Consider the following 24,619-nt stretch of genomic DNA (forward strand, 5'->3'; position numbering starts at 1 on the left):
GAGGAGCTCCTTGAATTTGTTCTATACACAATGGCGGGATCGCCGTTGTGGTGACCCTTCACGAGATATAAGCATGCGTTTGCATCTAATATTCCCGTGGTGGGAAAAACTTTCGCCAGAGCCGGATTAACCCCTTGAACCACAACTTTGAGAAACTGGGTGGCATGTCCCGAGTAACAGTGCACCTTTTGCGCCACGGCGAGGTTTTTAACCCCGATGGCGTCCTCTACGGCCGGCTCCCCGAGTTTCACCTGTCCGAGCGCGGCCGTGCCATGGCGGTCATGGTTGCCGAGCATTTTGCTGCCCTGAAGAACGACGGCGGCGCACCGGTTTACCTGGTTGCCTCACCTCTCACCCGCGCCCAGGAAACGGCGCAGCCCACAGCCGAGGCGCTCGGCCTGGACATTGTGACGGACCCCCGCATCATCGAGGCCGGGAACCACTTTGAGGGCCTGGTCATGAGCAAGTCTGAGCTGGGGAAACCCAAGCACTGGCCTTACTTCGTGAACCCGTTCCGGCCCTCTTGGGGGGAAGCTTACTCAGCCCAGGCGGACCGCATGCTTGAGGCGGCACGCGATGCCCGCCGTCGTGCCTTTGACATTGGCGGCGACGGCGCCCAAGCCATCATGGTCAGCCACCAGCTGCCCATCTGGTCCACGCGCCGCAGCGCCGAGGGCAAGCGGCTGTGGCACGACCCCCGCAACCGCGAGTGCACGCTGGCGTCTCTGACGTCCTTGACGTTCGACGGCGACGACGTTGTGGATGTGGTCTATAGCGAACCCGCGGCGGCCCTGTTGCCCGGCGCTGCGACCACCCCCGGCGCCTAAGCACACAGCTGACAGTCAGCTTTTCGACGTACTGTAGAGCAAAATGCCAAATCTGCGGCTACGCACTGGCTTAACCGTGAAATGAAAGACTTGCGTCGTGACCTCTTTGATGAGCCGTAGGGCCCTTTTTGCCGCCGGCGGAGCTGCATTGACCATGGCCCTGGCCGCCTGCACCAGCGAAGACCCCCTGGCCAAGCAGGCGAATGCCGGTGACAACAAGAACTACATTGCCGGTGACGGCACGGTGCATGAGTTTGCCTCCACCGAGCGCAAGGACCCCGTGGCCTTCAACGGGACCTTGTTCGACGGCAGCACGGTGGACGCCAAGGACTATCTTGGTAACGTCGCCGTCCTGAACTTCTGGTACGCGGCGTGTGCACCCTGCCGGATCGAGGCGCCTGACCTGCAGGCTCTCTACACCGATTTCAAGGCAGACGGCGTTGAATTCCTGGGCGTCAATGTGCGCGACGAAAAGGCCACGGCCGAGGCATTTGAACGCACCTTTGAGCTTAGCTACCCGAGCGTCGTGGACAAGGACGGCGGCGTGCTGCTGGCCATGACCAAGTTCGTACCGCCGTCGTCCGTCCCCACCACGCTGGTGCTGGACAAGCAGGGCCGGGTCAGCGCCCGCATCATGGGTGTGGCCGAGAAGGGCACCCTGAAGGCGCTCATCACTTCCGTCCTGGCTGAGAGCTAGCGGCCCCGCGCTTCATGACTAATAATCCCTTCGCCGAAATTATTAACAGCGGCTCCATGTGGCTGGCCATGCCGGTTGCCCTGCTGGCCGGGCTGGTCTCCTTCCTTTCCCCTTGCGTGCTGCCGCTGGTTCCCGGCTATCTGGGCTACGTCAGCGGGCTGACAGGGATCGACCTGGAAAACCAGCGGCGCGGGCGCATGTTCGCCGGGATCGGCCTGTTTGTGCTGGGCTTCTCGGCGGTGTTTGTGCTTATCGGCGCCATTTTTGGCCAGTTGGGTGCTTGGTTGATGGGGCCGGACGCCGCCTGGGTGACACAGGTGCTGGGCGCCGTCGTCATACTCATGGGTGTGGTGTTCCTTGGCGGGTTGAGCTGGTTTCAAGGTGAAGCCAAGATCCGTGCCAAACCCCCGGCAGGACTGTGGGGTGCGCCCATTTTGGGCGTAACCTTTGGTTTGGGCTGGGCACCTTGTATCGGCCCTACCCTCAGTGCGGTCATGGCGTTGTCGTACTTCGATGGCAGCACCGCTGCCAAGGGTGCATTCCTGACGTTCATCTACTGCCTGGGCCTGGGGCTGCCGTTCCTGCTGATCGCGCTCGGTGTGCGCCGGGGAATGGGCGCGCTGGCGTTTTTCCGCAAGCACCGCCGAGGACTGCAGTACTTTGGCGGGGGCATGTTGATCGTGCTGGGCCTGTTGATGGTTTCGGGGCTGTGGGGCACCTGGATCAACGAACTGCAGTTTTGGTTTTCCAATGACGTGAGATTGCCAATCTAATGAAAGAGACAGTGGTGAAAGAACCCAAGGGCAAGGCGCCCAAGGCTGGTGGCGAGGCAATTCTGCCGCAGCTCGGCTTCGTCGGGATGCTCCGATGGGCCTGGCGTCAGCTGACAAGCATGCGCACAGCCCTGCTGCTGCTGCTCCTGCTCGCCGTGGCGGCCGTGCCCGGCTCGCTGTTCCCGCAGCGGCCCTCCGCCCCGGCCGAGGTGACACAGTACCTGAAGGACAACCCGGCATCCGGGCCCGTCATGGACTGGTTCAAGCTTTTTGACGTGTATTCCTCGCCGTGGTTTGCGGCCATCTATCTGCTGCTGTTCACCTCACTGGTCGGCTGTGTGCTGCCACGCGCCAAGATCCACTGGAAGGCCATGCGCTCGGCGCCGCCGCGCACACCCAAACGGCTGTCCCGCTTGGCCGAATACGGCACCGTCACCATCCCCGCCGACAGCGGGATTGACGCCGAAACTGCCGTCAAGGATGCTGCCGCCATCCTGAAGTCCCGCCGTTACCGTGTGGACGTGCGCGATCTTGACACGGAGCGTCCCTCCGTCGGTGCCGAGATCGGCTTCCTGAAGGAAGTCGGCAACCTGGTTTTCCACACCGCCATGATCGGTGTACTGGCCGCCATCGCCTTGAGCGGACTGTTTGGCTACAGCGGACAACGTGTCCTGGTTGAGGGCGAGACGTTTGTGAACACACTGACCGGTTATGACACGTTCACTCCCGGCGCCAACTTCAGCGATGGCAGGTTGAGCCCCTATTCGGCGCAGCTGGAACGCCTGGTGGTCAAGTACGACCGTTCAACGGAAGCCCACTACGGACAGCCATTGGACTTCAACGCCACCTTGAAGATCAAGGAGGGTCCCGGCGCCGAAGCCGAGACCACGACGCTGAAGGTCAACGAGCCCGTTGCCATTGGCGGCACCAACCTGTACCTGGTGGGCAACGGCTACGCACCCATCGTCACGGTCAAAGACGGCGACGGCAACATTGCCTTCCAAGGCCCCGTCATCACCATCCCCACCGACGGCGCCTACACCTCGTTGATGGTCATCAAGGTTCCCGACGCCAAGCCCAAGCAGTTGGGCTTCGTGGGCTTCTTCCTGCCCACCGCCTTGATTGATGACAAGGGCGTCGCGTTCGGTTCCGACCCCGACCCCTTCAATCCCCAGCTGAACCTCAACGCCTATACAGGGGACCTCGGCCTGGACAACGGCGTGCCGCGCAACGTCTACACGCTGGACACCTCCGAAATGACGGAGATTAACTCCCGCAACCAGCACGCAGGCGGCATTGTCCTGGTGCCGGGCCAGACGTTCACACTGCCCGAGGGCAACGGCAGCATCAGCTTTGACGGCATCAAGCGCTTCGCCGCATTGGACATCCGGCACGACCCGGGCCAGGTCTACATCCTGGTGTTCGCGCTGCTGGCCTTGGCCGGGCTCATGATGTCCTTGTTCCTGAACCGCCGTCGCGTATGGATCCGTACGGGCAACCACCCCGACGGGCGCACCATGGTGGAGTTCGGTCTGCTGGCCCGCGGCGAAGACCACCGGCTCGCCGGCGAATACGCCGCCATTAACAAGGCTCTGCACGCCCAATGGCTGGTGCCATTGGATACTCCGGGGCAAAATAGTGAGCAGGCAACATCCAGCGACTCCGCAGAAGTCGACTCCGAATCAAGCGTCACCGAACCCACCGATTCCGCACAGGGCGTCACCGCGGCAAGTAAGGACCTGTAATGCCAGATATCAATGAAGGCTTTGCCCTACTCAGTGAACAGCTCATGCTGGTTGCCGGCCTGGCGTACGCCGTGGCGGTGTGCGCATATGTGTGGGACCTGGTGACGTTCAGCCAAGCCGTTAAGAAGGGCCTGGCCCCCAGTCCCGAGGCGGCCGTTGCGCAGGGTGCCGCATCCCAGGACAGCGCCGTCCTTGCCGGTGTTGGTGCCCGCACCGCGGATGGGCAGGGCCTCGGCGCCGGTCCGCAGGACCGCGGCGTACGCCCCAGCAGCAAAACCCATGCGGGCTCTGACGGCGTCACCGCCGGAGATTCCATGCGCTACGGCAAGGAACGCCGCGTGGTTGCCCGGGTTGCCGTGGCGCTGACTGTTGTTGCCGCCGTGGTCCAGGGCTTTGCCGTGGTCTTCCGCGGGCTCGCCGCCGGCCGTGTGCCGTGGGGCAACATGTACGAATTCTGCACAACCGGCTCGTTCGCCGTGGCCGTGGTCTTCCTGTTGGTGCTGACCCGCCGCGACCTGCGCTTCCTTGGCACCTTTGTGATTGGCCTGGTGCTGGTCATGATCGTTGCCGCGCATGTCTCCTTCTGGACTCCTGTGGGCCACCTGGTGCCCGCGCTGCAGAGCTACTGGCTGATCATCCACGTCTCCATTGCCGTTCTGTCCTCTGCTTTCTTTACGATTACCTTTGCCATGTCGGTGCTGCAGCTGTTCCAATCGAAGCGCGAGGCATCCATTGCGATGGGCAAGAAGGACAAGGCCCCGGTCATGCGCCTCGTGCCGAACGCGCTGAGCCTGGAAAACCTGTCCTACCGCATCAACGGCATCGCTTTTGTGGGCTGGACCCTGACGCTCATGTTCGGCTCCATCTGGGCCGAGAAGGCGTGGGGCCGCTTCTGGGGCTGGGACACGAAGGAAGTCTGGACGTTCGTGATCTGGGTTGTGTACGCCGGCTACCTGCACGCCCGCGCCACCAAGGGCTGGACCGGAACCCGCGCCGCCTGGCTGTCGATTGTGGGCTACCTCTGCGTGATCTTCAACTTCACCATCGTCAACGTGTACTTCTCCGGCCTGCACTCCTACGCCGGCGTAGGCGGCTAGCCATCCCGATTTCTGCCGAGATGTGAGATCACGCCCTGTCCGCCCCGGTGTAACAGGGCGTCATCTCACACCTCGGCGGTGGTGGCGGGTGGGCCGGGGGCAGGGGCTGCGGGGTGCCACGGTGTGAAAAGCTGGAGCCATGCATTCGGTTATCCCCACGCCCGCGCAACTCGCCTGGCAGCGCGACGCCCTGGGCGTGTTCTTCCACTACGGCCTGAACACCTTCCACGGCAAGGAGTGGAGCGACGGAACCCTGCCCGCAGAATCCTTCAACCCGGGTGCGCTCGACGCTGAGCAGTGGGTACGCACGGCTGTCTCCATCGGCGCGAAGTATGTTGTCCTGACGGCCAAGCACCATGATGGATTCTGCCTCTGGCCCACAGCCACCACCGCCTATTCCGTGGCGTCCTCGCCTTGGCGCGGCGGGAACGGCGACGTCGTTGCCGAGGTTGCTGCAGCCTGCCGGAAGCATGGCATCAAGCTGGGCCTCTACCTCTCGCCCTGGGACCGCAACGCGCCCAGCTACCAGGACGCCCACGCCTACGACGAGTTTTACCTGGCCCAGCTGCGCGAGCTTTGCAGCAACTACGGAGAGTTGACCGAGCTGTGGTTCGACGGGGCCGGATCGCAGGGCCACGAGTACGCCTGGGACAGAATCTCCGCGCTCATTGACGAGCTGCAGCCCGGCGCCATGGTCTTCAACATGGGTGCACCCACCATTCGCTGGGTAGGCAACGAGGACGGCCTGGCCGCCGATCCCGTGCGCTACGTCGTGTCCGAGACCGAGTTTTCCAATTACACGGTTCACTCCGCCGCGCTGAGCGAGGCCCTCTACCTGCCGCCCGAATGCGACGTTTCCATCCGCCGCGGCTGGTTCTGGCACCCCAATGACGCCCCCAAGGAACTCGACCACCTGCTCGCCATCTACTACCGTTCCATCGGCCTTGGCGCGAACCTGCTGCTGAATCTTCCGCCGGACACGCACGGGTTGATTCCGGATGAGGACGTTGCCCGGCTGGCCGAATTTTCTGCTGAAGTACGACGCCGTTTCGCAGCTCCGCTGGTTGCCTCACTTGACGCTGGGGGTGCGGGGAGGTGGGTGGCTGATTTTGGTGCACCAGTCACCTTTGACCACCTCCGGCTCGAGGAAGTGCTGACCGGCGGACAACGCGTTTCCGGACACAAGATCTATACGGAATCGGGGGAAACACTGGTTGACGCCGGGACCGTCGGCTCGCAGCGGATCCATGTATTTGCGTCGGTCACAGCCCAAAAGCTTGTCATAGAGCTGACAGGGGAAGCTCCCCGGCTTGCAGCCGCAACTGCTTTCAATGCGGGAGTTTCCATAGTGCCGGAGATCAAATACCTCGCCCCAACCGACGTCCCGGACTAAAGCGCATACTCAGCCCCGCCGTCCATTTTGAGATGTGAGATAAAGACGCCTCACAACCGTTGAGATGTGAGATAAAGCCCAATCATCGATTGGGCTTTATCTCACACCTCAACGACTGAAAGTGGGTTACTTCATGCCGCCCCTGCGGATTCCCGGTTTGGTGTACGTTCGGGCCAGCAGTGCCAGTGCAACGGCAGCGACCATGAGGCCGAAGTCGCGCAGTGCCACGTCGTAGAAGCCGGAGTACGTCAGCAGGTTGACGACGATGCCGAGTAGCCAGATCGAGACAACCCATGCGGCATAACGGGGCCGCAGCACCATCAAGATGGCGGCAATGACTTCAACAATGCCAATGACGATCATGGTTCCGTGAGCGCTGAACGGGGAGATGTTCTCAATCCACGGGGCCAGGTAGTTTTCCCACGTGGTCAAGACGTTAAAGAACTTGTCCAAGCCCATGATCAGCGGAATGGCGATGAAACCAAGCCACAGCAGCAGAAACGCGCCGTAGGTGGGGTCGGCCTTGGCACGCGACAGTGCGTGGGAAGTCCAACCGGTAGAAGTTGCGGGGATTGAATGCGTTGCCATGACTCCTCCATCTAAAAACATAACTTATGTTTTTAGACTGCGCTCATTCCTGCAAACTGTCAATAGCTGAGCGTCCAAAGGGCCCAATGAGCTCCCGGGTGCCCATCCGCCCCAATGAGCTACCCAGGCGCAGCCATCGAGTTCTGACTCTAACAATCGAGTTCTGACGGCGATGATGTATGCCTGCAGACGCGCATCTCAACACCAAAGTCAGAACTCGATGCAGCTTGGCCACGATGCGCCGCCCGCCCGGCCACAACGAAAGGTGGGCCGGGGCAATTGCCCCGGCCCACGCCGTCGAACTTCCCCAGCCGTTTCCACTGCACGCAAGCGCCCAGCGGAGCTCACGCGGCTTGTGGGCCAACCAGGTGCTAATTGCTGGGGATACGGTCCTGACCGGTGAGGGCTGCAAGGGTGGTCGTGTCCACGTCCTGCGACGGGCCGTTGAGGTAGCGCTCCAGCGAATCGTCCATGGCGTTGAGCCAGCGGGTGTGGTGCCTGGTGGCCATGGTGCCGGTGACAACGGAGCGGTGGACCATGTCGCGGTAGCCGAGAATGTCGGTTTCCTTATGGCCCATCCAGTCCTTGAACAGCTGCGAAACAGCGTCCAGGTCGAAGGGCGGGTAGTCGGTGGCGGCGATGAGTTCGCGCAGGTAGTCCGACTGGAAATCAGCCTCGGAGTTGTGGTCCGGCAGCGCGGCCTGGCGTTCGAGCCAGAGCTGGATGTCGGCGTCGCGCTCGGCCAGTGTGGGAAGCTCGATCGCCCCGGTCATGACATCGCGAACGTACCAGGCCTGCGCGTCAAACATGTTGAATGTGTAGTACTGGTCCTGCGCGCCAAGGTAGAACAGGTTGGTGTTCTGCTGCCACACGACGCCCTTGTACAGGTTCGCCGGGTAGAGCACGTTGCGTGACTTCAGGGACATGTCACTGGGCAGGAACGGGTACTTGTGCTGGTATCCGGTGCAGAGCACGACGGCGTCAAACTCACCCTGGGTGCCATCGGCGAAGTGCGCCGTGCTGCCCTCAAAGTGGGTGACAAGCGGGCGCTCAACAGTGTTCTCCGGCCAGTCAAAGCCCATGGGGCCCGAGCGGTAGCTGAAGGTGATGGAGCGTGCACCCATCTTGTGGGCCTGCATGCCGATGTCTTCGGCGGAGTAGCTGCTGCCGATCATGAGTAGGTTCTTGCCGCCAAAGCGCTCCGCGCCGCGGAAGTCGTGGGCGTGCAGGACCTCGCCCGGGAAGCTGTTGATGCCCTTGAATTCAGGGACCGCGGGGGTGGAGAAGTGTCCCGTGGAGACGACGAGCTTGTCGAAGACGTGGTCGGTTGTGATGCCGGTTGCCAGGTCCTCGACGGTCAGGGTGAATTCCTGGGTCTCGTCGTTGTAAGTGGTGTGGCGTGCCACGGTGTTGAACTGGACGTACTTGCGGACGTCGGACTTCTCGGCACGGCCCTTGATGTAGTCAAAGAGGACTTCGCGGGGCGGGAATGAGGAGATGGCGCGGCCGAAATGCTCGTCGAAGGAGTAGTCGGTGAATTCCAGGCATTCCTTGGGGCCGTTGGACCACAGGTGGCGGTACATGCTGGAGTGCACCGGCTCGCCGTGCTCATCCAGGCCCGTGCGCCAGCTGCTGTTCCACTGGCCGCCCCAGTCGCCCTGCTTCTCAAAGCACATGATTTCGGGGATGTCCGCGCCGTTCTGGCGTGCTGATTCAAAGGCACGCAACTGTGCCATGCCGCTGGGTCCGGCGCCAATGATTCCGACTCGCAATGTCATGCTGCTCTCCTCATCACTTGGATCTTCTATGTCTCGTTCAAACGACGCTTTGAATCCGCGCCCGCCGGCGATGGTGCGGAGGCGGACTGTTCGTCAGCGCCTCCTGGGCGGGGCAATAATGCGCAAAGTGCGCGGCGGCAGATGTGACTGCGGCAAAAACGGGTGGCTGGCCTCCCGCGGTCCTGCGGAACTCACACGCCGTTGGCGGGGTCCGGAACCAGGTGTGGTGCAAGGCTGCACCAGGATTCACAAGCGGTTTGCCGCAGATCCAAAAGAAGCAGCAAACCTGTTACCCATTGCAACATTTTAGAGAACATAAGTCAAAATTCGTGAATTGATTAGTACAGCTAATGTTTCGCGCGTTTGTGGCAACTTTTAACTCAAAAAGGCCTGCGCAATCCCTTGATTGCGCAGGCCTTGGCATGGTTTGTGCGGTTTGTTACAGTTCGCTTAGTTGGCCGTTTTCCACGGCCCAGCGAGTGTCCAGACGCACATTTTCCAGCAGTCTGCGGTCGTGGGTGACCAGCAGCAGCGTGCCCTCGTAGCTTTCAAGGGCTTCCTCAAGCTGCTCAATGGCCGGCAGATCAAGGTGGTTGGTGGGCTCATCGAGCACGAGCACGTTGACGCCACGTGCCTGCAGCAGGGCGAGGGATGCGCGGGTGCGTTCGCCGGGGGAAAGCGCGCCCACGGGGCTCGTCACCTGGTCCGCCTTCAGACCAAACTTGGCCAGCAGGGTGCGGACCTCGCCTTGGTTGAGCTCCGGAACCAGGCCCTCAAAGGCGTCGCCCAGCGGTGTGCCCTCCGGGAACTGGCTGCGCGCCTGGTCAATCTCGCCGACGGCGACGTTCGCGCCCAAGGAGGCAACGCCGTCGTCCGGGTCGGTGCGGCCCAGCAGCAGTTTCAACAGCGTGGATTTTCCGGCGCCGTTGGGACCCGTGATGCCGATGCGCTCCCCGGCGTTGACCTGCGCGGACACCGGGCCGAGCGTGAAATCGCCCTGCCGCACCACGGCAGCGTTCAGAGTCGACACCACGGTGCTGGAGCGCGGTGCGGGACCGATGCTGAACTGCAGCGCCCACTCCTTGCGCGGCTCCTCAACCTCGTCCAGGCGGGCAATCCGGGACTCCATCTGGCGCACCTTCTGGGCCTGTTTCTCGGAGGATTCGGAGCTGGCCTTGCGGCGGATCTTGTCGTTGTCCGGGGCCTTCTTCATAGCGTTGCGCACGCCCTGCGAACTCCATTCGCGCTGGACGCGGGCGCGCCCCACCAGGTCTGCCTTCTTGTCGGCGAACTCGTCGTAGGCCTCGCGGGCATGGCGCTTGGCGATGGCCCGCTCCTCGAGGAAGGAGTCGTAGCCGCCGTCGTACACGGCCACCTTGTTCTGCGCCAGGTCCAGCTCCACCACGGAGGTGATGGTGCGGGCCAGGAACTCGCGGTCATGCGAGACCAGGACGACGCCGCCGCGCAACCCCTTCACGAATTCCTCGAGCCGGGCCAGTCCGGCCAGGTCAAGATCGTTGGTGGGTTCGTCCAGCAGCACGACGTCGAACCGGCTCAGCAGGAGCGCGGCCAACGCCACCCGGGCGGCCTGCCCTCCGGACAGTCCGGTCATGGGTGCCTCGGGGCTCAGGTCCAGGCCCAGCTCGGCGAGCGTTGCTGGGATGCGTTCGTCGAGGTCGGCGGCACCACAGGCCAGCCAGTGGTCAAGGGCTGCGGCGTAGCGGTCGTCGTCGGCGGAGTTGCCGGAGCCCAGCGCTTCGGCCGAGCTTTCCATGTCTTCGGTGGCCTGCGTGCAGCCGGTGCGCCGGCCGATGTACGCGGCGATGGACTCGCCCTCGATCCGTTCATGCTCCTGCGGCAGCCAGCCGACGAAGGCATCCTGGGGTGCCGTGCTGACGCTGCCGCCCTGCGGCGTGGCCGCGCCGGCCAGGAGGGACAAAAGTGTTGATTTGCCGGCACCGTTGGCTCCGACCACGCCAATCACGTCGCCCGGTGCGACCGTGAAGGAAAGATTGGTGAACAGGGTGCGGTGTGCGTGGCCTCCGGAAAGGTCCTTTGCCACAAGGGTTGCGCTCATGACTCCATCTTAAGTTGCTTCCGTGTGTGCGCCGGACGGCAGTGGCGTGGGTCTCGTCCCGCCCGGGGCCCCGTCCGGCTGGGAGGAGGGGGCCGTCGTCGTAGTGGAATGTTGCCGCATGTGACGGAGACTTTGAGGCGGCGCGGCGATCCCGGCAGACTGGTGGACAGAATCAAGAGTCCCGACCACTGGCCCTGGCCGGTCGGGCGGCAACCCTCCACACCATAGTGGGGTGCCCCAGGTGAGGATTCGACGCCGTCGGCACCTGCCGGGGCGTAAGTATGGCGGGGTGCACGGCGCCCGCCTTCTTTCGAAGGAGACAACATGACTGAAACCATTCTCATTGACGGCGCCTCTCAGCGCTCGGCCCGTTTGGGCGAAGCCGGTGCGGCGTGGACCAAGCGCATCGGCACCAGGGCCGAGAATGCGAAGCTGACCTATACGGCCGCGGGGGTTGGTGTCGGTTCGGTGGCAACACGGATCAGCGCCGGCAAACACCAGTTCACGGTGGATGAGCCGGCCGCCCTGGCCGGGGATGACACCGCCGCCAGCCCCGTTGAATATGCGCTCGGGGCGCTCATCGCCTGCCAGGTGGTGGTGTACCGGCTGTACGCGGAGCAGCTTGGCATCCAGGTCGACGATATCCAGATCGACGCCGAAGGTGATCTGGACGTGCGCGGGCTGTTCGGCATCGACGAGGCCATCCGCCCCGGATTCAGCGACATCCGGCTGGCCGTGCGCATCTCGGGGCCGGAAACGCAGGAACGCTACGAGGACTTGAGCCGCACGGTTGAGGCGCGTTGCCCGGTGCAGGACCTGTTCAGCAACGCCACGCCCGTCAGCACGGTGGTCACCAAGGCCTGACGGCGGGGCGCCCCGGGATGCCCGGGGCGCCTGGGATGCGCCGACCCGTGAGTTGTGGCGGCTTTGAACCCTCAAAGCCGCCACAACTCACGGGTCGATTTTGTGTGGCCGCCACGTCTCACATCCCAGTTGCAGCGGCGCGAATCACTGCGCCGGCGTGAGCTCCAGCTCTTCGCCGGCCGCGTGGACTCGCAGCTCAGCCTGCAAGCCGGGCTCATCATAGGAACCCGTGAAGATCGGCGTTCCCGGCTCAAACGCCGCGCCCTTGGCGAGAGATCCGGCGTCGACCGCGTCAAAGCCAAGGTGCTCCACGAAGCCGAGCACCAGGGCTCGGGTCTCGTCGTCGTCCGAGGTGACGGCCAGCGCGCGGCGATCAGCAGCACCGGCGGGCCGGGCATCCAGTTCCAGCTCGTGGTAGCCGATGTGGTTCAGCGACTTGGCCAGCCGAGCGCCGGGAACATGCGAGTGCACCATTTCCGAGCTCGACGGCGCATCCTCCAGTTCGGGCATGTCGCCGTTGGTGTCGCGCCAGTAGTTCATGGTGTCCAGGACATGCTTGCCGGCCAGGCCCGCCGGATCCAGCGTGCGGAACTTGTGCAGCGGGACGGAAAGGACCACCAAATCCGCATCGGACATGGCGTCCTCGGCCGTGACCGCGATGGCGCCAGGTGCCATGACGGAGATGATCAGCGAAATATCCTTGGGGTCACCGGAGGCGGCGACCAGCACCCGGTAGCCGGCCTGGAGCGCCTGGCGGGCCACGCCGGTGCCGACCTTTCCGGCGCCGAGGATGCCGATGGTTGTGGTGGCGGGATCGTGCCGGCGGAATGTCTGGATGCTCATGCTGTGGCCTTCTTTGAGGTGCGCAGTTCGGCGTCGACGAGGGGCTTGACTTCGGTGCCGAGGAGTTCAATGGATTTCAGGACGTGCTTTTGCGGCACCGAGGCCAGGTCCATCTGCAGGATGTGGCGGTCGTGGCCCATGTGCTCGTGGGTCAGCAGGATCTTCTCGGCCACCTGTTCCGGGGTGCCGGCGTAGATCCCCCCGTTGGGCGCGGTCTGCATGTTGTAGCTGATGCGGTTCGGCGCCGGGAAGCCGCGTTCGCGGGCAATTCCCTCCATGAGGTGGCGGTAGTACGGGTAAAAGGTGTCTGCCGCACCGCTCTTGGCAACAAGTCCGACGGCGCTGACCCCCACCTTGAGTGCCTCCACGTTGTGCCCGGCTTGTGCAGCCTCGGCCCGGTAGAGCTGGGCGTGGCGGGCGAAGCCGTGGACGGGGCCGCCCAAGAGTGCGTAGATGACGTTGGTGCCAAGGCGGGCGGCCCTGGCGGAGGATGCCGGAGTGCCGCCGGTGGCGATCCAGATGTCCAGGTTGTTGTCCACGGGGCGCGGATAGATGGTGGCTTCGTGAAGTGCCGGGCGGAACTTGCCGCTCCACGTGATGGATTCTTCCTTGCGTCCGGCCTCGTTCAGGGTCAGCAACAGGGCGATCTTTTCTTCGTAGAGCGCCTCGTAGTCGTTCAGCTCGGCGCCAAAAAGCGGGTAGGACTCAATGAAGGAGCCTCGTCCCGCGGTCAGTTCTGCGCGGCCGCCGGAGATCAGGTCAAGCGTTGCAAACTGCTGGTAGACGCGGACGGGGTCTTCCGTGCTGAGCACCGTGACGGCGGATCCGACCTTGATGTTTCTGGTCTGGGCGGCCGCCGCGGCGAGGACGGGGACCGTGGCGGAGATGGCGAAGTCTGCGCGGTGGTGCTCACCGATGCCGAAGTAGTCAAGGCCTACTTCGTCGGCCAGGCGGGCACGTTCCAGAAGGTCGGCCACGCGCTGTTCGCTGCTGACCGTGGCTCCCGTGACGGGATCCTGGTGAACGTCGCCAAAGCTGTAAACGCCTAGTTCCACGAAGTGCTCCTTTTCTCTGTGGATTGCCATTGGGTGGCTGCCTGCCGACCGCCATTGTGGTGGCGGATCGGCGGTCATCATCCATTATGTGTTGCTTTACAGATCATCTTACTCAAATATGATCTGTTGTAAAGCTCAATAATCCGTTATGATGGGTCTCATGAGCAACAGCACAACCACCGCACAGCCGAACACCAGCCCCAAAGAGGACTTTGGGTGGACGCTGGGCGTGCTTGTGCGGAACTACCAGAACGCCTCAACTGCAGCCATGGGCGAATTTCCGCAGGGGTCCCGCGGCTACCAGGTCCTTGTTGCAGTTGTTAGCGGAGAACAGCCCAACCAGTTGGCGCTGGCCCAGCACTTGGGCATCGACCGGACCGTCATGACCTATCTGGTGGATGACTTCGTCAAGGCCGGGCTCGTGGAGCGCCAGCTCAATCCCGCCGACCGCCGCGCCCGCATCGTTGTGGCAACGGAACTTGGGCTGGCAATGCTGGCGGATCTCCAACAGCGGGTTGCGACGGCCGAGAATGCGGTCCTGGGCGCGCTCGCAGACGAGGAGCGCGAGCTGTTCCGCACGCTGCTGCGCCGGGTTGCCTGCGACACCCCTCCGGTTTCGGAGCATGACCTGGGCGCCTGTGCCGCTGTTGAGGAAATGCTGGGCACCGGCAAGTAGCCGTTGGCGTGCGACTGCATTAATTCCATGCCCGACGCCGGACACCCGCCTTTCGCCGTGAGCCCGCCTGGCGATGGTGATGAGCTCTGCAATTCCTGCAGGAGCGTTCGTGAAAACAGCCCCGTAGGTGATGGAGCGTTTGGACTGCGCGGTTGGACTACGCGTCGTGGCTGCTGCGGCGTTTGAACTAGTTGCCGGGCCGCGTGGCTCTTCCAGCCGCTCCCTCCGCTTCCTCCGTGGCCTCTGCGGCTTCCGCAGCCACCGTGGCTTCCTCGGCCTCGAGCCGTGCCAGCCGTACCTGGTAATGCCGTTGCCGCCGGGCTTCGAGGCTCAGCTCGATCCAATAGGCGGCCTCACGGGCGCCGTCAAAGCTCGCAATGAGCGCATGATTCGCACGGTTCCGCGGCCTCGCTGCCAACTTGTACTCAAGTGGTGTCATGTGTGCGGACTGCGGCTTGCGGAAAATCAGCAGCAGTGATGGTCCCAGCCAGATGAAGTAGCTCAGCAGCGACAGCAGCACCTGGTTGTTCTGCCACGCGGCGACCGCCAAGGGGCTGACCACCACCAGGGCCACCACCACCAAAAGCACCAGGGCATAGGCCAGCCCCACGCCGGGGTGCGGGTTGCTGCGGTAGAGGGAGACGGCCAGGGCCGTCAACGACGCAGTGACCACGGCCAGCAGGACCAGCCCGATCGCCGACAGCCCTATCCGCAAGGGCATGAAATCACTGTGCAGGATGAGGGAAACCAGTGTAATAACCAGCCCGCTGCCGGCCCACCACAGGACGAGCTTCACCGTTTTTGACGGATCCACCCGGATGCGGTTGCGTGCGGAAACGCCCCACATCCGCTCCCACCGCTGCGTGTGCAGGCGCATGGAGGTGGTCAGGTGAAACTCATCAATCTCCCGCTGCACCGCGGTGTCGCGCTGGCGGACCACCGAGAAGATGACGAGCATCAGGGCCAGCATGCCCAGGAAGAACTTGGGGCCCGAATCGGGGTCCGAGGGAAGGAAGAACACATTGTGCAGGGCCATCCACATGGTGGCCGCGGCGGCGATGCCAACCAGCAGGGTCAGCAGTTCGAGTAGTTCATCCAATGCCATGACCTGGGATTCGTTGGCCATGCCCAGCGGGTTGCGGCCGCTAAACACCAGCGCAACGAGGGTCGTGGCAGTGGCTCCCAGGATCCAACCGAGGGCGTCAATGCTGAAACTGAAGGTTTCCGGACTCGTGAAGGGCGCCATCACCCGCTGCAGGAAACGGGTCCACACCACTTGGAGATCCCCAAAGTTGGCAATGACACCGGTGTCCAGCGGGTGGTGGATCTGCAGGATCATCAGGCACAGCAGCCAGCCAAGGAAGAGCAGAGTGAAGATTTGCCGGCGCTGGCTGCGCTTCTCACGGTGGAACTCGGAGATGGCAATGGTGTTGTGTTCATGATGTGCAACCACCAAAACCCCCAAGTGTTAGGTACCTATATGGGCTGATCCTAGCCGAGCGGGCGCCGTTTGCGGCGGGAGCCAAGCCGGGAGCCGGTCATGCGTTGTCGCGTGGCGCACAGTGGACTACTGTAAACCTGTGAGTTAGATAACGCAGCCCCCGCCCGCGCTGATCGCTCCGCCTCGAAGGCGGACTGCCGGATCGCGCCAAAACCGCCTGCCAATCCACAAACCCCAAGAAGGCCGTAGTGCGCTCCTTTCCCTATAAAACCGCTGGAAAGCCGGACCTCCGAACCCCCGGCAAGTATCTGCTGTGGCTGGCCGGTGCACAGCGCGGCACGCTGTGGGTGGCCATCATGTACGGCTCCCTCTGGACTCTGTGCCAGGCGTTCACCCCATACGTTTTGGGGCAGGCCATCGACCAGGGCATCCTGCCCGGCGATTTCGCCCGCCTCTCCGTTTGGGTGGGCCTGCTCGTGGCGCTCACCATCGTCCAATCAATCTCGGCCACCCTGCGTCACCGCGCCTCAGTGAGCAACTGGCTGCAGGCCGCCTACCGCTCCGCCCAAACCGTCGGCCACAAGGTCACCCGCAGCGGCGATGCGTTGCCGCAGAAATTCTCCACGGGCGAAGTTGTCTCCACCTGTGCCTCCGACGCCATGCGCATCGGCGAGATTTTCGACGTCGCCGCCCGCCTGGCAGGATCGGTGGCCGGCTACCTGCTGGTCACCTTCCTCGTCTTCCAGTCCTCCTGGCAGCTGGGTCTGGTGGTGCTGTTGGGTGTCCCCTTCTGCGGCGCCATGCTGTTGTTCGTGATCCGCCCGCTGCAGCGCCGCCAAAAGGAACAGCGCGAGGCTGCTGGCAAGATGACGGCCCTGGGCGCCGACACCGTGGCCGGGCTGCGGGTGCTGCGCGGCATCGGCGGCGAGCACATCTTCGTGGAGCGCTACCGTGAGCGTTCGCGGGAAACCCAGCTGGCCGGCAACAAGGTGGCGTATTCGCTGGCCGACCTCGATGCCGTGCAGGTCCTCGTGGTTGGCGCGTTCAGCGTCGCCTTCACCTGGATCGGCGCGCTGCAGGCCGTGTCCGGGCAGATCGAACCCGGCCAGCTCGTGGCACTGTACGGCTACGCGGTCTTCCTCGTCTCGCCCATCCGCACCGCCGCCGACGCCGTCTCCCGCTTCATCCGGGCCCATGTTGGCGCCCGCCGCATCATCGATGTCCTGGCCACCCCGTCAGCCGTGCACGACGCCGGAACAACAGTTCCAGCACCTCCCTCACCGAGCGCCTTGGTTGATTCGGTCTCGGGCGTGGTGGTCGCCCCGGGCGGGCTGAGCGCCATTGTTTCGGCCGATCCGTCCCAGTCGGCAGGTCTGGCCCGGCGGCTGGGACGCTTTGAGGACGCCGTGCTGCGTGAGGCCGAGGTGCGCTGGGGTGAGCAGGCGCTGCACCTGATGCCTTTGCGGGACGTGCGTTCACGCATTGTCGTCTCCGATGCCGAGCCCCAGCTTTTCACCGGCACCCTGCGCGAGGAGCTGGACCCCTCCGGGGTGCACAGTGATGCGGAAATCGTGGCCGCCATCGGCGTGGCCAGCGCGCACGATGTTCTTGACGGGCTGGAATTCGGCCTCGACGACGAAGTGACCGAGAAGGGCCGCGGCTTCTCCGGCGGGCAGCGCCAGCGCCTGACACTGGCCCGGGCGGTGCTGACGGAGGCCGAGGTGCTGGTCCTGATCGAACCGACCAGCGCCGTCGACGCCCACACGGAAGCAAGAATTGCCGAAGCCCTGCGCCGCGCGCGTGGGACAACGGGCCACACCACAGTTGTGGTCACGGCCAGCCCGCTGCTGCTCGGTGCCATGGACACCGTGGCGTTCCTGCAGGACGGGAAACTGCAGGCCCAGGGCACCCACCGCCACCTGCTCGACACGGTACCCGACTACCGCAAGGTAGTGGTCCGCGGCGAAGGCATGGACGGCCACGGAAACAGCAACGGAGCTGCCGCCAACGGCACGTCTCCCACCAGCACCACCGCTGACGCCGCGGTTGGCGCAAACGCAACAAACGGCGTCGGACATTTGAATGACAACGGAGGGGAGGCATAAATGGCTGACACAAAACTGCCCGTGGCGGATTCCGCCCAGGTCAAGGCTGAGGGGCTGCGGCTGCTGCGCATGCACCAAAAGCCGCTGACCGCCGTCGTTGGTCTCTATGTGGTGGCCGCCATCGCAGGCCTGGCCGGCCCCTTCCTGCTGGGCCGGCTTGTCGACGCCATCAGCGCCGGCACCACGGCCGGGTTTGTTGCCCTGGTGGCGCTGAGCTTGGCCGCTTTCGTTGTGGTCCAGACGGTGCTGGCCAGGTGGGCGCGGCGCAAGGGCATGGTGCTCGGGGAGAAGGTGTTTGCCCAGCTCCGCGAGGAGTTCATGGAGCAGGTCACCTCGCTGCCGCTGTCCACCGTGGAGCGGGCTGGCACCGGGGACCTCGTCTCCCGCACCACGAACGATGTCGACGCCGTCTCGCACACCGTCCGCTTCGGCGTCCCGCAGGTCCTGGTCTCGGTGGCGACGATCGCACTGACGGCGGCGGCGGCCGTGTTCACCAGCCCGCTGCTGGCACTCGCGCTACTGGTGGGCGTTCCCCTCCTGGTTCCCGTCACGCGCTGGTACCTCAGGCGTGCGACACCGGGGTACCTCGCCGAGCGCGAAAGCTACGCCGGGCTCAACGGTGCCATCACCGAAACCATCGAGGGCGCCCGCACAGTTGACGCGCTCAGCCTCGGCCCGCACCGCCGCCAGCGGATCGACGACGCGCTGCGCAACTGCTTCGAGAAGGAAAAATACACGCTGGGCCTGCGCACAGTGCTGTTCCCCGTGGCGGAATTCTCCTTCTGGCTGCCCGTGGCCGCGGTGCTGCTGTGGGGCGGCTGGCTCGCCTCGCAGGATATGGTCACCACCGGCATGGTGGCCACTGTGGCGCTGTATGCCATGCAGCTGATCGACCCCGTGGACACGCTGATCATGTGGATCGACGAGATCCAGGTCGGAGCATCCTCGCTGGCCCGGATCGTGGGCATCCGCAACGTCCAGGCCGACCGCACCGCCACCGACGCCGTCCCCGCCAGCGAGGAAATCCTCGTGGACAAGGCCCGCTACGCCTACCGCGCCGGCCATGACGTGCTGCACGGGATCGACCTGGAGCTGGTGCCGGGGGAGCGGCTGGCCATGGTGGGGCCCTCCGGCGCGGGCAAATCCACGCTGGGCCGCCTGCTCGCCGGCATCGACGGACCCACTTCCGGCTCCGTCACGGTGGGCGGGGTGCCGCTGGTCGATCGGCCGCTGGATGAACTGCGCGGCGAGGTCGCCCTCGTCACCCAGGAGCACCACGTATTTGTCGGCACCCTGGCCGACAACGTCCGGCTGGGCAGGGCCGGCGCGTCGGATGCGGAGATTGAAAAGGCCCTGGCCGACGTCGGTTCCCTCGCCTGGGTGCGCGCCCTCCCCGCAGGGTTGGCCACCGAGGTTGGCTCCGGATCGCACACGCTGACGCCGGCGCAGGCGCAGGAACTGGCGCTGGCACGGCTGGTCCTGGCAGATCCGCACACCTTGGTGCTGGATGAGGCAACGTCGCTGATCGACCCGCAGGCCGCCCGCGACCTCGAGTTCTCGCTCAGCGCCGTCCTGTCCGGGCGGACGGTGGTGGCGATTGCGCACCGGCTGCACACCGCCCACGACGCCGACCGGGTGGCCGTGGTGGAAGCCGGCCGGATTTCCGAGCTGGGCACCCACGACGAGCTCGTGGCACAGAACGGCTCCTATGCCGCGCTGTGGAACTCCTGGCGCCAGGACGCCTGACCCCTTCCCCGCCCCTACTTCCGCCGAGGTGTGAGTTCGCGCCCTCTCCCAACTGCCGAGGTGTGAGTTCGCGCCCTGTGCCAACTGCCGAGGTGTGAGTTCGAGCCCTGTGCCAACTGCCAGACGCACCGGGGGAGGGCGCCATCTCACATCTCGGGTGATTTTTCCGAACGCTTTTCACTCGGCACCACGACCCGGCCCCTTTTGGCGGGGCGGAAACAGGCGTAACGTTCAAAGAGGGGACGTGTTGGACCGGCCGGCCCGGTGCGTAAGGACTTGACTGCACAAGGAGTTCGCCATGCCTGACAAACAGCCACACCACCATGAACACAAGAAGATGGACAAGGGACACGCCATCAAGGCCAAGCGCGCGGAGAAGAGGGCGCGGGGCGCAGCCGATGAATCGGAGGACCCGGTCGCCAAGATCACGAAGAAGCGTAGCTAAGCCGCAGGACAGGGGCGGCAGCCAAGGTATATGCGTATGAATGGAATGTCCTGATGGCGGTCCGTGTTGTGCCGAGTATGGAAACCACATTCAAGAAGCGCATCGGGTTTTTGTCTTTCGGCCACTACGGCACGGGGCGTGGCTCGCAGACGAACTCGGCCGCTGACGCCCTCCACCAGGCCGTCGACCTCTCCGTCGCCGCGGAGGAGCTTGGCATTGACGGCGCGTTCTTCCGTGTCCACCACTTTGCCCGCCAGCAGGCCGCACCGTTCCCCCTAATGGCCGCCATCGCCGCCCGAACGAGCCGGATTGAGATCGGCACCGGCGTCATTGACATGCGCTATGAAAATCCCCTCTACATGGCCGAGCAGGCCGCCGCCACGGACCTCATCAGTGACGGCAGGCTGCAGATCGGCGTGAGCCGCGGTTCACCCGAGCCCGCTGCCAACGGTGCCGCCGACTTCGGCTACTTTCCCGCCGACGGAGAAACGGTTGCCGACATGGCCCGCCGCCACACGGCGTCGTTCAGGCGCGCGATCAGCGGGGCGGGTGTGGCCGAACCCGGCGAACATGCGTACATGGGAGTGGAGCGACTGCTGCGCATTGAACCGCAGTCGCCCGGATTACCCCAGCGGATTTGGTGGGGCGCCGGCTCGCGGGCCACGGCAGTGTGGGCTGCCCAGCAGGGCATGAACTTGATGAGTTCAACGCTGCTCACCGAAGACACAGGCGTGCCTTTCGACCAGCTTCAGGCCGAGCAGATTCAGCTGTTCCGCGACGAGTGGGCCGCCGCCGGCCATGATTTCACGCCGCGGGTTTCCGTCAGCCGCTCCGTTATTCCGGTCGTGGATGACGTGGACCAGATGTACTTTGGCCTGCGAGCCCAAGCCGACAGTAGCGACCAGGTGGGGATGATCGACGGGCTCCTTTCGCGCTTCGGCAAGAGCTACATCGGCGACCCCGCGCAGATCGCTCAAGAACTGGCGGCCGACGAGGCCGTCCGCTCCGCCGACACTCTCATGCTCACGGTCCCCAACCAGCTCGGAGTCACCTACAACACGAAGATGCTGGAAAACATCGCCAAGTACATTGCGCCGGCGATCGGATGGGAACCGGCCGCCGCCCGATCAGACTCCGCCACCCTTTGGTGGCGCGTGCCGCAACCCTAATCTGCCGAAACCCTTCCCGCTTGTTACCCTCGGTGCATGACTGCTAATCGGGCGAACCAAGAGCAGAAGTCAAAAAAGAACAGTACCGCACCTAACAACGGAGTTGGCGCGGGAGTTGGTCTGGGGCTCGTCGTCGGGCTGGCGGCCGGAATTGTCATTGACAACATCACGGTGGGAATGGCCGTGGGCGCGGTGGTCGGACTGATTGTCGCGTGGCTCCGCCAAAAATAGAATAAGTAAGTGCAGCACCACGCGCCCGCCGTCGGATGACGGATCCGCGGGTACGCAATCCTGCAGTGACCGGACCCCAGCGTCGGAGGGTAAGCGCTCAAGGTGGGTGCCGCCGTCGTACCCTAAAAAAGCGATCTCGGCAGCTGAACTGAATTTGCTGCTGGGTGGCCAAGCAACACAGTGGAAGTGGATAGAATATCGGGGTGCTCCGCCGAACTAATTCCAGTGACCCAGGCGACGTCTTGTTGGACGTCAGGCTTTGGCGCGCCATTGGACTGCTTCCGCTCGGGCTAAGTCTCTTGGCGCTAGTCGTCCTGACGCTGTCCGTGATGGCCGGGTTCGACGGACGTCCGGCCCCGAGCGCAGTCATGGCTGCGATGGCAGCTGTTTTGGCCCTCGGTGCTGCCTACATTCTGGTTCGGCGCCGGAGGGTGGACTTGATCACCAACTCGCATCTGCGACGGCTGGAATCCCGCCGCGCAGACCAGGTCACAATGCTTAGCCACGAGATTCGAACACCCCTAGCAGTGATCAAGGGGTCGGCGGAGCTGCTCGCCGAAGAAGGGCCAGGACCACTCACCCCCAAGCAGCATGCCTTTGTTGCGCGGATTCTGGACAACTCCGAACGCATGGCGAATCTGGCCGAACAGCTGCTGACCCAAGCAAGGATAGAGGCTGGGGTTTTTGAAGTTCGGCCGGCCGTGGTTGACGTTCGCAGTTTGATGCGCGGCATCGTTGAAGACTTGGTGCACGTCACCGATGGCCCCATAGTCCTTGATGCTCCGGGTGCGCCGGTGCGTGCCAACGTCGACGCCGAACTTATTCGACAGGTCGTCACGAACCTTGTCATGAACGCCGCACGCAGCAACCACGAACGAACGCCGGTGCAGATTCGGCTCACGTCAGGGGAAGGCCAATTAATGGTCTCCGTCAGTGACGGCGGATCTGGTATGACTGAACAGCAGCGTGATCGGCTCTTCAGGCGCTTCTCCAGCGGCAGGCCCTTGGGGAATGGAACGGGAATTGGGTTGTTCATCTCCCAGCAAGTCATCGAATTGCACGGAGGGCGGATCTTTGTCGACACGATTACAGGGGGAGGAACAACCATGATGTTCACCCTTCCCCTGAGAGAGTAACCAGTATGCTCCCCAGCCCACCCCTAGCCTTTGTCGTTGACGATGAGCCGGCCATGCTCGACATTGTTACGTTCGCATTGGAAACCCAAGGATTCATACACCAGTCATTCCGCGCGGCTGAGGCGTGCTGGTCAGCCATGAGGCACACCGTGCCGGACCTTGTAGTCCTGGACGTAATGCTCCCGGGAGTCTCGGGCATCACCATGTGCCAGCGCATCAAAGCCAGCACACAGATTCCGGTTATCCTGTTGACTGCAAAGGGCGAAAGCGCAGACCGCATTGCCGGGCTGGAAGCTGATGCGGACGACTACATTGTCAAACCGTTCCATCCGCGGGAATTGGCGCTGCGAGCCCAGCGACTGGTGCGTAGGGTGACCGACCAAGGCCAAGCCATTTCCGCAGGTGCCTTTGAGCTGGATCCGGCAGGCGACAGTGTTTGCGTTGACTCAGTGCGTGTTCTGTTGACACCCAACGAATTCAAGGTGATGACTGCCTTGGTCTCGCAACCAGGTAAAACTCTGGGATTCGACCGACTGCTGCTGGCTGCCTGGCGGGAGACGGATCGTCTCGGTGGGCGCCAAATGCTCAAAACTGCGGTCTACAGGTTGCGGCACAAACTTGAATCAGCAGTACCCGGTGCAGGTGAATGCATTGAGAGCGTCAGAGGTTTCGGCTACCGCCTCAACATTGAGTGATCGGGCCTTGTTGGCTGCAAAATCACGGGAGGTCACAGAACTGTGACCATCACCCTCTCAGCTGTGACCAAAATCATCCCTTCCCTTGCCTAACGTTGAATGCATCACCCGCACTCACGTGCGTTCCAGTTCGTGCACATTGAGGTGCACCCACCATTAAGGAGCCGTTTCCATGGGACGGTACACAAGAAAAGCAGCAGCATTCTTTGCCATTGGCGCACTCGCTCTGACTGGGTGTGGGGCCACTGCCGCCGCCGGCGGATCGGATGATTCCATGACGTTTGTCTGCAGCCCGCAGGAGGACTGGTGCCAGCTTGTAGCTGCGGAATTCACCAAGGCCTCCGGAATTAAGGCCGACTATGTCCGCCTCAGTGGCGGTGAAGCAGTGGCGCGGCTGTCTGCTGCAGGGGAGAGCCCAGAATTTGATGCGTGGTTCGGGGGAGGGGCTGATGGCCACATCGCGGCTGAAGGTGAAGGGCTCATTGAGAAGTTCGTGCCAGAAAATGCAGCGCAAATCCCTGATAAGTACAAGGATCCTGAAGGATTTTGGACTGGGGTCTATATGGGTGCCCTGAGCTTTTGCTCCAACAACGATGTGCTGAACAAACTCGGTGTGGCTGCCCCCGAATCCTGGTCAGACCTTCTGAACCCGAAACTGAAGAAGAATGTGGCTATGGCGCACCCCGGCACATCCGGAACCGCCTACCAAGCGCTCTGGAGCCAAGTCATGCTCAATGACGGTAGCAAGGATGCGGCGATTGACTACTTCGCAAAGTTGCACAGCAACGTCCTCCAGTACTCCAAGAGCGGCAGCGCTCTAGGGCAGATGGCCGGTCGAGGAGAGGTTGGTGTGGGTGTGATTTTCGCCCAAGATTGCCAGAAGTTCATCAACGAAGGGTTCACACAGCTGACCACCACCTTCCCGAAGGAAGGCGCCACCTTTGAAGTGGGCGCCGTGTCGTTGATCAAGAACGCAAAGCATCCAGAAGCGGCAAAGAAGTTCATTGAGTGGTCGCTCACCGCCGAAGCCCAAGACTTAGCCGCAACAGTGGGGACCTACAGTGTGCCCACGAACCCGGCAGCAGTCATCACCGATGACATGGTGGACATCTCCAAGACGGAGATGCTCGACGCCGACATTCGCGAAATGGGTGAATCCAGGAACGAACTGACGGCAAGGTTTGACCGGGAAGTCGCGCCTGCGCCCAAGGGATAACCGGGACTGAACGCGAGCCGAA

The 24,619-nt window shown here is 63.5% G+C and carries 22 protein-coding genes and 1 riboswitch; of the genes, 16 read left to right on the plus strand and 6 right to left on the minus strand.

Features of this window, described 5'->3' with window-relative positions:
- Window positions 1-164: 164 nt before the first annotated feature.
- The 6 genes from art_RS14745 to art_RS14770 all read left to right on the plus strand — a co-directional run bounded on the left by art_RS14745 (window position 165) and on the right by art_RS14770 (window position 6,532).
- Complete coding sequence (locus art_RS14745) at window positions 165-827, plus strand: histidine phosphatase family protein (protein ID WP_038470381.1); 663 nt, start codon at window positions 165-167, stop codon at window positions 825-827.
- A 97-nt stretch (window positions 828-924) separates the two neighbouring features.
- On the plus strand, window positions 925-1,524 hold the full coding sequence (locus art_RS14750; protein WP_038465981.1) for a TlpA disulfide reductase family protein: 600 nt from the start codon (window positions 925-927) through the stop codon (window positions 1,522-1,524).
- Between the two features lie 14 nt (window positions 1,525-1,538).
- Window positions 1,539-2,297: a cytochrome c biogenesis CcdA family protein gene (locus art_RS14755; RefSeq protein WP_038465983.1), complete on the plus strand. Its 759-nt coding sequence runs from the start codon at window positions 1,539-1,541 to the stop codon at window positions 2,295-2,297.
- Window positions 2,297-4,042: a cytochrome c biogenesis protein ResB gene (locus art_RS14760; RefSeq protein ID WP_052136599.1), complete on the plus strand. Its 1,746-nt coding sequence runs from the start codon at window positions 2,297-2,299 to the stop codon at window positions 4,040-4,042. Before art_RS14755 ends, art_RS14760 begins: the two co-directional genes overlap by 1 nt.
- Window positions 4,042-5,139, plus strand: coding sequence for a c-type cytochrome biogenesis protein CcsB (gene ccsB / locus art_RS14765; protein WP_038465985.1), 1,098 nt, complete (start codon window positions 4,042-4,044; stop codon window positions 5,137-5,139). The genes art_RS14760 and ccsB overlap by 1 nt, the downstream gene beginning before the upstream one ends.
- 139 nt (window positions 5,140-5,278) lie before the next feature.
- Entirely contained in the window at window positions 5,279-6,532 is a 1,254-nt protein-coding gene (locus art_RS14770; RefSeq protein ID WP_038465987.1) for an alpha-L-fucosidase, read from the plus strand.
- Window positions 6,533-6,658: 126 nt separating this feature from the next.
- Here art_RS14770 and art_RS14775 read toward each other — a convergent pair whose 3' ends face one another.
- The 3 genes from art_RS14775 to art_RS14785 form a co-directional block, all read right to left on the minus strand.
- On the minus strand, window positions 6,659-7,120 hold the full coding sequence (locus tag art_RS14775) for a hypothetical protein (protein WP_038465989.1): 462 nt from the start codon (window positions 7,118-7,120) through the stop codon (window positions 6,659-6,661).
- Window positions 7,121-7,491: 371 nt separating this feature from the next.
- Entirely contained in the window at window positions 7,492-8,898 is a 1,407-nt protein-coding gene (locus tag art_RS14780; protein WP_038465991.1) for an FAD-dependent oxidoreductase, read from the minus strand.
- A 439-nt stretch (window positions 8,899-9,337) separates the two neighbouring features.
- A complete protein-coding gene (locus tag art_RS14785) occupies window positions 9,338-10,975 on the minus strand; it encodes an ABC-F family ATP-binding cassette domain-containing protein (RefSeq protein WP_038465994.1) in 1,638 nt (545 codons plus the stop codon).
- 170 nt (window positions 10,976-11,145) lie between these two features.
- Window positions 11,146-11,263: riboswitch (SAM riboswitch) on the plus strand.
- Between the two features lie 36 nt (window positions 11,264-11,299).
- Between art_RS14785 and art_RS14790 the strand changes: the two genes are divergently transcribed.
- Window positions 11,300-11,839 (plus strand): OsmC family protein, encoded by a 540-nt coding sequence (locus tag art_RS14790; RefSeq protein ID WP_038465996.1) that lies wholly within the window; start codon window positions 11,300-11,302, stop codon window positions 11,837-11,839.
- Between the two features lie 144 nt (window positions 11,840-11,983).
- On the opposite strand, the gene art_RS14795 is transcribed toward art_RS14790, so the two are convergent.
- Window positions 11,984-12,682 carry an NADPH-dependent F420 reductase gene (locus art_RS14795; protein ID WP_052136600.1) on the minus strand — a complete coding sequence of 233 codons (699 nt, stop codon included), beginning with the start codon at window positions 12,680-12,682 and terminating at the stop codon, window positions 11,984-11,986.
- The gene (locus tag art_RS14800; protein ID WP_038465999.1) at window positions 12,679-13,737 is read right to left on the minus strand and encodes an LLM class flavin-dependent oxidoreductase; all 1,059 of its coding nucleotides are present in this window, start codon (window positions 13,735-13,737) and stop codon (window positions 12,679-12,681) included. The genes art_RS14795 and art_RS14800 overlap by 4 nt, the downstream gene beginning before the upstream one ends.
- Window positions 13,738-13,897: 160 nt before the next feature.
- Here art_RS14800 and art_RS14805 point away from each other — a divergent pair, with 160 nt between their 5' ends.
- Window positions 13,898-14,413 (plus strand): MarR family winged helix-turn-helix transcriptional regulator, encoded by a 516-nt coding sequence (locus tag art_RS14805; RefSeq protein WP_052136601.1) that lies wholly within the window; start codon window positions 13,898-13,900, stop codon window positions 14,411-14,413.
- 187 nt (window positions 14,414-14,600) lie between these two features.
- Here art_RS14805 and art_RS14810 read toward each other — a convergent pair whose 3' ends face one another.
- Window positions 14,601-15,866, minus strand: a complete 1,266-nt coding sequence (locus art_RS14810) for a hypothetical protein (RefSeq protein ID WP_157875283.1) — start codon at window positions 15,864-15,866, stop codon at window positions 14,601-14,603.
- 236 nt (window positions 15,867-16,102) lie between these two features.
- Here art_RS14810 and art_RS14815 point away from each other — a divergent pair, with 236 nt between their 5' ends.
- From art_RS14815 to art_RS14845, 8 genes are all read left to right on the plus strand, one after another.
- Window positions 16,103-17,959: an ABC transporter ATP-binding protein gene (locus tag art_RS14815; protein ID WP_082000326.1), complete on the plus strand. Its 1,857-nt coding sequence runs from the start codon at window positions 16,103-16,105 to the stop codon at window positions 17,957-17,959.
- Window positions 17,960-19,705, plus strand: a complete 1,746-nt coding sequence (locus tag art_RS14820) for an ABC transporter ATP-binding protein (RefSeq protein WP_038466004.1) — start codon at window positions 17,960-17,962, stop codon at window positions 19,703-19,705.
- A gap of 298 nt (window positions 19,706-20,003) precedes the next feature.
- Window positions 20,004-20,150: a hypothetical protein gene (locus tag art_RS22610; RefSeq protein WP_173425240.1), complete on the plus strand. Its 147-nt coding sequence runs from the start codon at window positions 20,004-20,006 to the stop codon at window positions 20,148-20,150.
- Window positions 20,151-20,227: 77 nt separating this feature from the next.
- On the plus strand, window positions 20,228-21,319 hold the full coding sequence (locus tag art_RS14825) for an LLM class flavin-dependent oxidoreductase (RefSeq protein ID WP_038470399.1): 1,092 nt from the start codon (window positions 20,228-20,230) through the stop codon (window positions 21,317-21,319).
- 36 nt (window positions 21,320-21,355) lie between these two features.
- Window positions 21,356-21,550, plus strand: a complete 195-nt coding sequence (locus tag art_RS14830) for a hypothetical protein (protein WP_038466008.1) — start codon at window positions 21,356-21,358, stop codon at window positions 21,548-21,550.
- 203 nt (window positions 21,551-21,753) lie between these two features.
- Window positions 21,754-22,686: a sensor histidine kinase KdpD gene (locus tag art_RS14835; protein ID WP_052136602.1), complete on the plus strand. Its 933-nt coding sequence runs from the start codon at window positions 21,754-21,756 to the stop codon at window positions 22,684-22,686.
- Between the two features lie 5 nt (window positions 22,687-22,691).
- Window positions 22,692-23,381, plus strand: coding sequence for a response regulator transcription factor (locus tag art_RS14840; RefSeq protein WP_038466010.1), 690 nt, complete (start codon window positions 22,692-22,694; stop codon window positions 23,379-23,381).
- A gap of 172 nt (window positions 23,382-23,553) precedes the next feature.
- Window positions 23,554-24,597: an ABC transporter substrate-binding protein gene (locus art_RS14845; protein ID WP_038466013.1), complete on the plus strand. Its 1,044-nt coding sequence runs from the start codon at window positions 23,554-23,556 to the stop codon at window positions 24,595-24,597.
- The last annotated feature ends 22 nt before the right edge of the window (window positions 24,598-24,619 follow it).

Origin of the sequence: Arthrobacter sp. PAMC 25486 (assembly GCF_000785535.1) — a bacterium.
Taxonomy (GTDB): domain Bacteria; phylum Actinomycetota; class Actinomycetes; order Actinomycetales; family Micrococcaceae; genus Specibacter.